The organism is Stanieria cyanosphaera PCC 7437 (assembly GCF_000317575.1).
Classification (GTDB): domain Bacteria; phylum Cyanobacteriota; class Cyanobacteriia; order Cyanobacteriales; family Xenococcaceae; genus Stanieria; species Stanieria cyanosphaera.
In genome coordinates this window covers 392,386-405,796 of record NC_019748.1, presented here as the reverse complement: position 1 = coordinate 405,796, position 13,411 = coordinate 392,386, and the positions used below count along the sequence as shown (strand labels likewise).

General features: G+C 36.2%; 6 protein-coding genes and 1 pseudogene. 2 read left to right on the top strand and 5 right to left on the bottom strand.

The genetic code is table 11. The features are described 5' to 3' along the window. Window positions 1–4: 4 nt before the first annotated feature. The 3 genes from STA7437_RS01720 to mnmA all read right to left on the bottom strand — a co-directional run bounded on the left by STA7437_RS01720 (window position 5) and on the right by mnmA (window position 7,055). Complete coding sequence (locus STA7437_RS01720; protein WP_015191644.1) at window positions 5–3,661, bottom strand: PAS domain S-box protein; 3,657 nt, start codon at window positions 3,659–3,661, stop codon at window positions 5–7. Between the two features lie 228 nt (window positions 3,662–3,889). Next, window positions 3,890–5,692 (bottom strand): ArnT family glycosyltransferase, encoded by a 1,803-nt coding sequence (locus STA7437_RS01715; RefSeq protein WP_015191643.1) that lies wholly within the window; start codon window positions 5,690–5,692, stop codon window positions 3,890–3,892. Between the two features lie 310 nt (window positions 5,693–6,002). Beyond that, the gene (mnmA, locus tag STA7437_RS01710; RefSeq protein ID WP_015191642.1) at window positions 6,003–7,055 is read right to left on the bottom strand and encodes a tRNA 2-thiouridine(34) synthase MnmA; all 1,053 of its coding nucleotides are present in this window, start codon (window positions 7,053–7,055) and stop codon (window positions 6,003–6,005) included. 71 nt (window positions 7,056–7,126) lie between these two features. On the opposite strand from mnmA, the gene STA7437_RS24590 reads away from it, so the two are divergent. Further along, window positions 7,127–7,615: an SPOR domain-containing protein gene (locus tag STA7437_RS24590; RefSeq protein ID WP_015191641.1), complete on the top strand. Its 489-nt coding sequence runs from the start codon at window positions 7,127–7,129 to the stop codon at window positions 7,613–7,615. 73 nt (window positions 7,616–7,688) lie between these two features. Here STA7437_RS24590 and clpB read toward each other — a convergent pair whose 3' ends face one another. Beyond that, a complete protein-coding gene (gene clpB, locus STA7437_RS01700; protein WP_015191640.1) occupies window positions 7,689–10,346 on the bottom strand; it encodes an ATP-dependent chaperone ClpB in 2,658 nt (885 codons plus the stop codon). A 173-nt stretch (window positions 10,347–10,519) separates the two neighbouring features. On the opposite strand from clpB, the pseudogene STA7437_RS01695 reads away from it, so the two are divergent. After that, window positions 10,520–10,666: pseudogene (locus STA7437_RS01695) on the top strand (cupin domain-containing protein); the annotation flags it as partial. Between the two features lie 15 nt (window positions 10,667–10,681). Here STA7437_RS01695 and STA7437_RS01690 read toward each other — a convergent pair. After that, complete coding sequence (locus STA7437_RS01690) at window positions 10,682–13,246, bottom strand: protein kinase domain-containing protein (RefSeq protein WP_015191639.1); 2,565 nt, start codon at window positions 13,244–13,246, stop codon at window positions 10,682–10,684. Window positions 13,247–13,411 lie beyond the last annotated feature (165 nt).

The window sequence follows — 13,411 nt, the reverse complement described above, 5'->3', positions numbered from 1 at the left end:
ATAGCTAATGTTTTTCTTTCGTTGGTTTAGAAACAAGTTTGACTACAGCTTGAACTAACTGATGGGAATTGATCGGCTTGGCTAAATGTTGCTGAAACCCAACTGCGATCGCTTTTTGTCGTTCTGTTTCTCCTGCATAGGCTGTTAAAGCGATCGCAGGAATTTGACCGCCTTGTTCGGCGGGTAAAGAACGCAACTGCCGAAGTAAAGTGTAACCATCCACCTCTGGCATACCAATATCACTGATCAAAATATGAGGTTGAAATGATGATAAAGCCTGCCAAAATTCAGCCACAGAAGCGACACTCATTACTTCTGCACCGTATTGATTGAGTAATAAAGTCTGAATCAAACGGGCATCGGGATGATCGTCAATAGTTAGGATGCGAATGCCAGTTAGATCGATTTTGTGTTCAAGTAACCTTTCTGTTTGATTTGTAGCTGGCTCAATCTCGATCAGTGGTAATTCAACTGTAAAAGTAGCTCCTTGATTTTCGCCTAAACTATCGGCTGAAACTTTTCCTCCGTGAGCTTCGACTAAATACCGAACGATAGAAAGCCCCAACCCTAAACCACCGTGTTTGCGGGAGATGGAAAGATCTTCTTGACGAAAAGACTCAAAAATATATGGTAAAAAGTCGGGTTTAATTCCTTTTCCAGTATCGATCACGATAATTTGAGCTTGATTTCCTACTTGTTGTAAGCGGATTTCTACTTTTCCCCCGTTGGGAGTAAATTTAATTGCATTAGAAAGTAAATTCCAAATTATTTGCTGAATACGAGCATAATCACCAGAAATTAACCGAGTTTTTGCTATTAACGGCTCAATAACAATTGATTTAGCAACTGCTGCTGCGTTTACAGTTTCAATTGCCTGACGGATCGCTACTTCTAAATTGACAGGAGCAAGATTGAGATTTAATTTACCCCGAAGAATTTTAGCAACATCGAGTAAATCGTCAATTAGTTGAGTTTGTAATTTGGCATTGCGTTCAATAATTGCTAAACCTTCACTGATGCGAGTCGAATCGAATTTATTTGATTGCATCAGTTGTGTCCAACCGAGAATCGGGTTCAAAGGCGATCGCAACTCGTGGGAAAGAATTGCCAGAAATTCATCTTTAACGCGGTTGGCTTGTTCGGCTGCTGCCCGTGCCGATTGTTCTAGTTGTAGCAAGCGATCGCGTTCTCTTTCGAGTTGTTTTTGAAGTTCAATATCTGTAGCTGTGCCAAACCATTTGATAATCTGTCCCTGTTCATTTTTCTGTGGTACAGCTTGATGCAAATGCCAACGATAAGAACCATCTGCTCTTCGCATTCTACCTTCCGCTTGGTAGTAAGTTCCAGCTTGTAAAGCTGCTGCCCAATGCTGAGTCAGAGAAGGTAAATCTTCAGGATAAACGAGGTTTTCCCAGCCTTGGCTTTGTGCTTGGGCTAGAGTTAAACCGGTATATTCTGTCCAGCGTTGATTAACATCGAGGACAACTCCTTCTGTATCTGTTGTCCAGATCAATTGAGGAATCAATTCTGCCAAACAGCGATATCTTTCTTCACTTTGTCGTAATGCTTCTTCTATTTGTTTTTGGTCGTCGATATCAGTATTTGTACCAAACCAACAAATAATTTGTCCTTGCTCATCGCGAATGGGTGTAGCACGAGAGAGAAACCAACGATAAATGCCATCTTTTCCTCTTAGGGGAAAGGTATCTTCCCATAATTGACCTGTTTTAATGCAGTGGCTAAAATATCTGACTACACGATCCAGATGTTCTGGGTGATGAACTTTTTGCCATCCCCAACCCTGCATTGACTCCAAAGTAGTACCAGTATACTCAAACCAACGACGGTTGTACCAAAAAATCCAGCCGTTTTGATCTGTCATCCAGGCAAACTGAGACATATTGTCTGCCAGAGTGCGAAATTGTACTTCGCTTTGTCGTAATGCTTCTTCAGTTTGTTTGCGGTCGGTAATATCTCGTGATACCGATAAAAGTTGAATTACTTGCCCAGTAGCATCGTGGATCGGAGTAACCACAACATCCCACCATTTAGATGTACCTTTGGCAGTAGAACACAAACCTTGAAATTTTCCTATCTTACCTGCTTTAGCTGTAGCGATCGCTTTGCGGGCTGCTGCTTGGCTTTCACCTTGCCAAAAATTAACCCACTCGGCGTTGAGAAAACAGGTGAAATCTTCAATTTCCATCAAACATATTCCTCCTGCATTCATATAGAGGAGACGACCATTAAGATCTAGTAATTTGATGCAATCGCTACTACTTTCTAAGATACGCTGTTTAAATTCTTCGCTGGTTCGTAAAGCTTCTGCTGTTTCTTGACGTTCTTCTTCTACACGCTTGCGGTCATTAATTTCGATACAAGAACCAATGTAGCCAGCAAAATTGACCTCCTCACAAAAACGTGGCACACCATGATCTAAAACCCAAAGATATTTTCCATCAGCCCTTCTGAGACGATATTCCATCTTAAACTCTCGACGAAGATCGAAAGAAGATGAATAAGTATTCCAGCAACGTTCAAGATCTTCGGGATGAATTCCTTGAGTCCAACCATTGCCTAATTCTTGTTTCAAGGTTCTACCAGTAAAATCTAACCAAGGTTGGTTAAAAAAGTTACATAGTTTATCAACTCCTGACATCCAAATCATCACGGGGGCATTGTTTGCCATGATGCGAAATCGAGTTTCACTTTCTTTTTGAATTGTCTCTGCTTCTCTGCGTTGTTGAAGTTCAGCTTGTGTTTGTTGATATAATTCTGCTTGGCGAATAGCGATCGCAACTTGAGTGGTTAATTGTTGCAGTAATTCAATTTCTAACGGTTGCCACCAACGAGATTTTTGACAAGAATGAGCAATCAATAATCCCCACAACTGCTTTTCGTGTAAAATCGGTACTACTAGTTCTGCTTGTACCTGAATTTGAGAATCAATTGCCTTATTTTCAAGATTGGACAGAGAACTAATTTGTCCTTGGTGATATAACTTGATTTCTGCCTCAACTAACCCAATATCTTCAATTTCAGCATTCAGAAGCGATTGATATTTAGAATCTAAAGATTCTGTCAAAACTCTACCATTATGATCTGATTCAAACCGAAAGATCACCACGCGATCAGTTTTAAGAAACTGCCTTACTTGATCGACTGTAGTCTGAAGAACCTGATCTAAGTCCAATGATTGATATATTTGTTGAGTAATGTGAGCCATAACTCGCTCACTCTGTATGCGCTGGTTTAAATGTAGTTGTAGTTTTACTCGTTCAATGGTGCTATCAATTGCGAGTAAAAGCTTCTGGGCAGAAATTTGTTCTTTTACTAAATAGTCTTGTGCGCCTGCTTTAAGACATTGTACTGCGATCGCTTCATTTCCCAAAGCCGTGACAATAATTACTGGCAAACATAACTGCCGAGTCTGAGTTTGTAGTTGTTTGAGAAATTCTAATCCTGTTAAGTCAGCTAGTTGATAGTCAAGCAACAAGACATCTGGTTGATAACGACCATAAAGTTTTAATCCTTCTTCTCCTGTTTCAGTTTGAATAAAATTGTAAAGATAATCTTCTTGCTGTTGTAAATAACGCTTGATAAGCTCACAGTCTTCTTGGCTATCATCAATCATTAAAACTGTGCGCTGTGTCTGGCTCATAGGAAATCTTTACAAATTACAAAAAGTCTTCATACTTTTATGCTAATAGTTAGTAGTTTAAAATGTTTTTGCTTTTGACTCAACAAACTTCAATCTCAAGATATAGCAATTCTTAGACTCATGAGCATTATCAGTTATCAGTTACCAGGGACCAGTTAGTAATTACTAATTATATAGATTTGATTGGTAAAAAAATTGCTCAATTCCCTTTAAAGTATGAAAATAATTTTATTGAATAATCCGAATTAAGCGATAAACTCCTTGGCGGTTCAATTGTCGATAGTTTTGAGGTTGTAAATTCATTTCTTTCATTTCTTTGGTACGTAAAACTAATAAACTTGAATTGGAATTGTTTTGCTCATTTTGTTGTTGATTTAAATAATTATTAGCCTTTTTGGGATGTTTGATAAAGTTAACAGGACGTTGCGTATAAAACACCAACGAAGGTTTTTTAAAGCCCACCATAATTAATTCTTCTTGAGGTTGTTGCTCTTGAATAATAGTTTGAGCGATTTCTCTTAAAGGTAATTGACGATTTTGATCGATAAAAAAAGAAGCGGGAATCAAAACAAAAATAATTAAACAAATAAAAGTAATTAAATTAATACTAAAAATTGCATACCACCATTTTCGATAACTCAAACAAATAGCAATAAAAACTGCTGCAATTCCCCAAATAATTCCACCACGCCAATTTAATCCAGAACTTAATAATGACTCTTTAAAATTTAAAATAGCTGGGTCGTTACCAATAAATTGAGGAGCAGTTAAAAAAGCGATCGCCATAACTGTAACTAAAATTAAATTACTAATAATAGTAATTAATAAACCTGATTTTTTTTGAGCAGGAAGTTTGTTAGTTAAAATATTACTCCAAGTTAAAGCCACTAAAATACTAGCAGCAGGAATTAAAGGTAAAACATAACTAGGTAATTTAGTTACAGAGATTGTAAAAAATGCAAAAATACAAACAAACCATACAAAAGCAAATAAACCAAGCTGATTATTTCGAGGTTGTTGCTGCCAAAAGTTGCGTTGCCAAAAACGAATTCTGAATATTGATAAAGGCAAATAAACCGACCAAGGAGCAAACAAACCTAATACAATCAAAAAATAAAAATACCAAGGCGCATCATGACCATTGACTACATCAGTAAAACGTTGAAAGTTATGATAACCAAAGAAAGAATCAAGATAGATTTGACCATTTTCTAAATATACTAAAATATACCAAGGAAGAGTAATACACAAAAAAATTAATCCTCCTTCCAGTAAATTCATACTTTTAACAACCGACCAAACATTACCAACATAAACTAAAAAACTTAAAATAATTAATCCAGGTAAAACTATCCCAACTGGCCCTTTAGTTAAAACAGCTAAAGATATTAAAATATAAAAAGCAAAATACCAATAATTAAAAGCTTGAGGTTTTTGTTCTGAAGTTACATAACCCCAAAAAAAACATAATAAAGCAGTTCCCATACAACCACTAAGCAACATATCAGAAACTCCTGTACGCGCCCAAATAATTGTTTGAACATTAAAAGCAGTTAAAGCTGAAGCAATCCAAGCAGAAAACCAGAGTTGACGCTTAATTTTTGCTTGGTTACTTTGATTATTTAAAATATTACTAAAACCAAAATATTTTAAAGTAAAAAAAACTGATATCACTAAAGCGATCGCAGTTAAAGCAGAAGGCAGACGTACCGCCCATTCATTAACTCCAATTAGTTGATAACCAATCGCCATTAACCAATAAACTAGAGGCGGTTTATCAAAACGAGTTTCTCTATTAAAATAAGGTGTAATCCAATTTCCTGTTACGTCCATTTGACGGGCTGCTTCAGCAAATAAAGGTTCAGTTTCATCAACTAAGCCTACATCTCCTAAATGCCATAAAAAAGCGAACCAACTAATAAATATTAACCAAATCGCAGAGATTAGCCAGTATAATTGAGGATACTGTTCAAAATATTGCCACCATCGAACAATATTTTTAGTTCCTTTCCGCTTCATTGTTAAATTCATAAATTAGACTACACCAACAAGCTTATGTTGTAGTTAAAAAAGAATATTTTATGATAGCAATTTTGATAACATAACTCTGTAGGGACGATTTATAAATTGTCCTTTATGGTTTATCTTAATCTTGATTGATATCGCTATATTATCAAAAATTAATATTATATAAAATTTAAAAACATTAGCTCAAAAGTCAAATATTTTGTTCAAGTTAACTCTTGATGTTTAAAAATTAATATTAGTTTTTCTGTAGTAAGGGAAACCAGAACGGGCTATGGTGAGTCCAAGAATCCCTCACCTAGGCGTGAAGGGAGCGTCAATCTGGTTCGATAATACCACCACCTAACAGTATTTCTCCATCATATAAAACCGCAGCTTGACCAGGAGTAACACCAAAAATTGGTTGCTCAAATATTAATTTGACGCGAAAATTATCTAAAGGAATTACATTAACAGGAACAGGTTGAGAACGATAGCGAACTTGTACTTCACTACGAATAGGTGTAGTCGTTTCGGCAATAGAAACCCAATTCATTCTACTCACAGTACATTCACTACGACCACCCGCAGCACGATTACCAACAATGACTCGATTCATCACAGGATCGATTTTTACCACATACAAAGGTTCGGCAGCAGCAATACCTAAACCTTTTCTTTGTCCAATGGTATAGTGATGAATGCCTTGGTGTTTCCCTAAGACTTTACCTTCTAAGTCAACAATATCGCCTTCGTGCTGATTAATATATTTATCCAAAAACTTTTGCATCGAACCGTGGGCTTCGATCAAACATAAATCCTGACTTTCAGGCTTATTAGCCGTTTTTAAGTTCAATTGGTTAGCAAATCTTCTGGTTTCTTCTTTTGTTTGATTACCAAGAGGAAATAATGACCCTGCCAACAAATCTTGAGTCAGATCATATAAAAAATAAGATTGGTCTTTTTTGGGATCAACAGCCCGTAATAACTGAAAGCGATCGCTATGCTCATCATACCGAATTCGGGCATAATGACCAGTAGCAATTTGATCAATACCTAACTTTTCCTTGGCATATTGCAGCATCGGTGCAAATTTCACCGTGCGGTTACACTGCGAACAAGGCAAAGGAGTTACACCCGCTTCATAACCTGAAACTAAGTAATCGATAATATTCTCTTGAAATACGTCTCTTATATCAACAATTTGATGTTCTATTCCCAATTGCTCACAAATTCGCGCTGCATCAACCATTCCTTCCGAACAGCATTGACCCTTACCCTTCATTAACCAGAGAGTAAGACCAACTACGTGATAACCTTGATCTTGTAAGGTGGCAGCAGCAACAGAACTATCAACACCACCTGATAAGCCGACAACGACCTTTTTCATGAAACTAAAATGGGAATACTAACTTCTATATAATGTAAGGCTTTTTTTATCGTAAGTTCGCTCTATTTATTATGACAACTAAGCTCTTATTTCTCAATCAATTTCTGAATTCTGAATTATCTTTGTTGCTCAAACTCATTAGAGCTTTTTCGCTTAGTGGATATTTCCTACTAACTTTGATTCCTACTACATTAGTTGAAGTTAACTCTGCGATCGCAGAAACTTTACCACCTCCACCATTGGTTCAATCTCCTCGCAGTTCAATTTGGGAAAATCAAGACACTCAATCTAAACCTATCATTTCCAATCGTAATCAAAATAAACGAGAATATACTTTTAGCGCGCCAGTTTCTTCCTCTTCTGAAAAAGCACAAGGTTATCGAGTAGAGGTTTTTGGTGATAGTGATATTTTATTAAGTCAAGTTAGAGATATAGAACCAAAAGCTTTTCGCAAAGGAGATATTATTCAAGTTGGTATTTTTAGCGATCAGAAGAATGCGGAAGACATGGTGCGTAAACTAGCTTTACAGGGATTATGGGCGCGAATTAAAATTCAATAAACCCGCTCTGGTTATAACTCTTAGTTACCACGGGTTAATAGATTTGATCACCAATTTTAATCAAGGCATCATCTTAATTAGAATTAAGTACTTCTGGGACTATTGGTAAAAGTTTTTCCGAGTCGGCAAAAGTAAGATGATGATCGCTACAATCGACAAAGATGGTATCTCCTTCTGTAAAGGTATTGTCTAAAATTTTAGTTGCGATCGGATTTTCTAATTCTCGCTGAATTGCTCGTTTTAAAGGACGCGCACCATAAGCAGGATCGTAACCAATATCGACAATATAATCTTGAGCCGAAGTTGATAATTCCAGTCTAATTTTTTGTTCAGCTAATAAATTTTGAATGCGTTTAATTTGAATCCGAACGATCTGACGTAATTGTTCTCGCCCAAGCGTATGGAAAAAGATTAAATCATCAATTCGGTTGAGAAATTCTGGACGAAAATGTTTTCTTAAAGCCTGAGTTACTTGTTTTTCAATCGTATAGTAGTCAGTTTTTTCTTCCATCCCACTAAGAATAGATTCACTACCAATATTGCTAGTCATGACAATAATAGTATTGCGGAAATCAACTATTCTGCCTTGAGAGTCAGTAATTCTGCCATCATCAAGAACTTGCAGCAAAATATTAAAAACATCTTTGTGTGCCTTTTCTACTTCATCTAATAAAACTACCGAATAAGGACGACGGCGTACCGCTTCTGATAATTGTCCTCCTTCTTCATAACCGACATATCCAGGAGGCGCACCTACCAAACGAGAAACGGCGTGTTTTTCCATGTACTCGGACATATCAATCCGCACCATGGCATCTTCGCTATCAAAGAGGAAAGCAGCTAACGCCCTAGCTAATTCAGTTTTACCTACCCCTGTTGAACCCATAAACAAAAATGAACCAATCGGTCTACTGGGGTCTTTCATTCCAGCCCTAGCACGACGAATTGCTGCTGCTACAGCTTCGACAGCTTCTTTTTGTCCAATGACTCTTTTTGCCAGATGTTGTTCTAGTTGTAAAAGTTTTTGCTTTTCTGACTCTAACAGCCGATTAACAGGTATTCCTGTCCAATTCGCGACAATTTCCGCAATATCAGATTCGCTTACTTGTTCTCTCAGTAAAGCTGCACCTTCGGATTGAATTTCTAGCAGTTGAGTTTCTTTAGCTTCTAAATCTCGCTGCAAGATTTCCAGTTTTCCGTATTTCAATTGAGCAGCCTTATTGAGATCGTAAGCCCTTTCTGCCTGTTCTACTTGTAAACGTAGTTGTTCTTCTTCTTCTTTAAGAGCGTTAATTTCATCCAAAAGTTGTTTTTCTGATTGCCATTGAGAAGAAAGTTCGGTTTGTTTACTTTCGAGTTCCTTAATTTCTTCTTGAATCCTTTCTAATCTTTCTTTGGAAGCACGATCAACTACTAGAATACCAGGACGTTGACTTTCTCCTTCTAAGGAAAGTTTTTCCATCTGTAGCTGCATCAACCGACGGTCGATCGCTTCTAATTCTACAGGTTTAGAAGTGATTTCCATCTTTAATTTTGCTGCTGCTTCGTCTACTAGATCGATCGCTTTATCAGGCAAAAATCTATCTGTAATATAACGATGGGAAAGAGTAGCTGCTGCAACTAAAGCAGAGTCGGTAATTTTAACTCCATGATGAACTTCATAACGTTCTTTTAATCCCCGTAAAATAGAAACAGTATCTTCTACCGTTGGTTGTTTGACATAAACCTGTTGAAAGCGCCTTTCTAAAGCAGGATCTTTTTCAATATGTTTACGATACTCATCTAAAGTAGTCGCCCCAATACAACGTAGTTCGCCTCTAGCTAGCATTGGTTTGAGCAGATTTCCTGCATCCATCGAACCTTCACGAGAACCTGCACCAACTACGGTATGAACTTCATCAATAAATAAAACAATCTGTCCTTCTGATTGAGTTACCTCTTTTAGTACCGAACGCAATCTGTCTTCAAATTCCCCACGATATTTCGCCCCAGCAATTAAACTACCCATATCTAGAGAAATTAACTGACGGTTTTTGAGCGATTCGGGTACATCTCCATTGACAATTCGTTGTGCCAATCCTTCCGCGATCGCAGTTTTTCCGACTCCAGGTTCACCAATTAAAACAGGATTATTCTTAGAACGACGCGAAAGCACCTGTATTACTCGACGAATCTCTTCATCTCTACCGATAACGGGGTCTAGCTTGCCATTTTTAGCTTGTTGAGTTAAATCTCTACCATATTTTTCTAACGCCTGATATCTTTCTTCTTGATTTTGTTGAGTTACTTTTTGACTACCCCGAATCGATTTAATCACTTTTTCTAAGTCTTGGGGGTCTAAACTGAAATTTCGTAGCGTACGCTTACCAATCCGATTATCTTCGGCAAAACCCATCAACAAGTGTTCGATAGAAATAAACTTATCTTGCCAACTCGCACGACAAGACTCGGCACGATCTAACATTTCATCTAAAGCACGACCGAGATACAGTTGAGTGGCACCAGTTTTAGGTTGGCGATGGGTAAATACTTCTAGCTGTTGTTTGAGGCGAGCAACATCAATATTAGCTTTACTAAAAATAGTTTGAGCTAATCCTTCTTGTTCCACTAGCGCTAAAATTACGTGTTCTACTTCTAAATTTTGATTTTGAAATAATTTGGCAAATTCTTGTGATTTGACGATCGCATCCCAAGCTTGTTCGGTAAATTTACTAGAATCGGTAGGCTGCATTCTTAATTTATGATAAAGACCCTTTATTATCTGTAGTTTTAGTGCTTAGTATAGCAAGCTAGACGCATCCGAAGAGGTAGTTGAACCTAGCAAAATAAGTTAATTTATCTTTTTTTTAACTTATCACAAATATATTTAAAGCTTTGATAATTTTTCTTAGATTTTACGAAGTCGAAGCAGAAACCTGTTATTTTCTTGAAGGCGATGTTATTGTTACTCCAGTCGCTATGGGTAAAAGAGATTTAGTAACTTTTTCTGCGGGTATCTCTTGCACTTGGCAAATTAACAGTAATGTTCGCAAACATTATAATTTTGGTTAATTACTAATCAATAATTTAGTTTAATTTTTGTTCTGCTCGTTTTAAAGCATCAATACCTGTTTGCCAATTAGGTTTCAAAACAATTGCTTTTTCGTAAGCTTTGATTGCTTCACGATATTGTTGTAAAGCTTCTTCAACTAACCCTTTGCCAAACCAAGCTTCATAAGAATCGCTATTAACTTCAATTGCTTTATTATAAGCCACAAGAGCTTGTGAATATTGTTTTAATGCTTTTTGCGTATTTCCTAAACCTATTAAAGCAGGTAAATAATCTTCTTTAACTGCAATAGCTTGTTGATAAGCATTAATCGCCTCCTCGTATTTTTGTTGCCGAAAATAAATTTTCCCGAGGTTATTCCAAGGAACATAACTTTCTGCTTGACTTAGTTTAACAGCAGCTTGAAAATCTGCGACCGCACTATCAATTCTTCCGAGTTTAGTATAAACTTCTCCTCGATTGTTAAAAGGAACAAAAAAATCTGGTTTCAGTTTAATTGCTTCATTATAAGACGCGATCGCTTGATCGTAGCGTTTTAATCCTTCTAAAGCTAAACCTTGACAATTCCAAAAATAAACATTGTTAGTTTTTTGCAATCCTTCTTGACAAGTTTGCAACATTTCATCGTAGCGTTTTAAATTACCCAAGGCTTGAGCTTTACGTAACCATGCACCTTGAAATAGATTGACTTTACCACTTACTTTTTGAATACCTCGGTCATAATATTCAATTGCTGTTTCATAACGTTGATATTGCAATTCTAAATCAGCTTGTTTAAACAAAAGAATTGCTTGGTATTGCAACCAAAAATATCTACTAAAGAATAGCAGCATAGATAAAGAAAGAAAAATAATTACATATTTATGCCAAGGTTTAATTTTTGACTTAAATTTAAATTTTTTTAAAGCTTTTAAAACTTGTTCTATTGACTGGTAACGCTGTTGTTTATCCAGACGTACCATTTTATTTAAAATTTTACTTAACTCCGAACTTACTCTTGCTTTTTGTTGCCAAATTACTTCCCCAGTGTTGGGATTTTTAGCTAATCTTTCTGGTCGAATTCCTGTCAAAGCATAAATTGCTGTCATTCCTAGAGCATAAATATCACTACTAGTTATGGGTCTTCCAGCGATTTGTTCGGGAGGTAAATAGCCAGTTTTGCTATCAGGAAATACATTAGTAATTTCTTGAATTGCTCCAAAATTAATTAACACTATTTTCCCATCAGAGCTTCTTTTAATTAAACTAGAAGGTTGAATATTAGCATGAATAATTTTATGTTTATGAATCTCTCTTAAAATTTCGCCAGTATTTTCTAATAAATCGATTACTTCTTCTTCATCGAGATTAAATTCTCGATTAATAATTGTTTTGAGACTTTCTCCTTCAATATATTCTTGGATTAAATATATATGATTTTGACTGATAAAATATTCTTGAGTTTTCGGAATACGATCAAGATGATTTAATTTAGCTAAATGAATTAATTCTTGTCTAAGGCGGTGAAAGACATTTTCTAAAGTTTGTGATTCAATTTTTTGGAGTTTTAATAGATTTAAAATATATAAAGGTTGTGCCGATTGCTGCAAATCTTTAACTACATAACTATAAATTCCTCTTTTGCCACCTAAATAATTAATAACTTGATATTTATCTTCAATAATTGTTTCTACTAATAAAAGAGGCTTCAATTCTGCTAATAACTCGCTCACAGTTTGATAACGTTCACTAACTTTAGAACGAGTCATACGATTGAGGATAGCAATTAACTGCGGACTTACATTTAATCGTTGTTGCCAACTTTCTAGATCGTCTACTTCAGTATCTTCCCATTCTAAAGGCGATCGCCCTGTTAAAGCAAAAATAGCTGTTTTTCCTAAAGCATAAATATCACTAGCATAAACTGGCTTACCATTGTGTTGTTCTGGAGGCATATAGCCTGGAGTACCAATAATCTGAGTCTGAATAGTCTCTTTTTCCAGATCAAATACTAAAGTACCAATTTCTTTGACTGCACCAAAATCAATTAAAACTATTTTTTGATCGCTACGTCGCCGAATTAAATTAGAGGGTTTAATATCGCGATGAATTACCCCTTGATGATGAACAAAATTAAGAATTTCTAAAACATCACATAGAAAGCGAATTAATTCAAATTCTGATAATTGTAACCGATGAATTTCTTGTTCAAATTCTTCCCCTTCAATAAATTCTTGAATTAAATAAAATTGTTGATTTTCTTCAAAATGAGCTAGAAGTTGGGGGATTCGGTCATGATTACCCAGCCATTGTAAAACAACTGCTTCGGTAGCAAATCTTTCTTTAGCACTCTCCCATATTGCTGGACTATTAAACCTAGGCTGTAATTGTTTGACAACACATTTAAGGGGAGATTGCGATTGTTCATCTATGGCGAGATAGGTTGTAGCAAATCCTCCACTACCTAGTTCTTTAACAATACGATAGCGTTTGCCGATTACATCTCCGGCATTAAGAATTTTATAGCCATACTCAATTTTGGCTAGATTAGGATGAGACTCCTTTGATTGAGAAACTGGTATAGTGTAGTCTGGATCTGACATAGCGTGCGATAAACACGAGGTGTTTAAATTCTAGCGAAGCTTAAGCTTCACATACTTGTCTGAAAAAAATTTCCTGCAAAAAAATAAAACCTCAACAGAATTTAAGACATAAACATTGCTTCGATTGATCGACCATCTCGAAGGGGAAACAAGAGAGCGAATTGG

Bases quoted from the DNA above. Each gene is read 5' to 3' on its own strand.
- STA7437_RS01720 (WP_015191644.1), bottom strand. From the start codon at position 3,661: ATGAGCCAGACACAGCGCACAGTTTTAATGATTGATGATAGCCAAGAA.
- STA7437_RS01715 (WP_015191643.1), bottom strand. From the start codon at position 5,692: ATGAATTTAACAATGAAGCGGAAAGGAACTAAAAATATTGTTCGATGG.
- mnmA (WP_015191642.1), bottom strand. From the start codon at position 7,055: ATGAAAAAGGTCGTTGTCGGCTTATCAGGTGGTGTTGATAGTTCTGTT.
- STA7437_RS24590 (WP_015191641.1), top strand. From the start codon at position 7,127: ATGACAACTAAGCTCTTATTTCTCAATCAATTTCTGAATTCTGAATTA.
- clpB (WP_015191640.1), bottom strand. From the start codon at position 10,346: ATGCAGCCTACCGATTCTAGTAAATTTACCGAACAAGCTTGGGATGCG.
- STA7437_RS01690 (WP_015191639.1), bottom strand. From the start codon at position 13,246: ATGTCAGATCCAGACTACACTATACCAGTTTCTCAATCAAAGGAGTCT.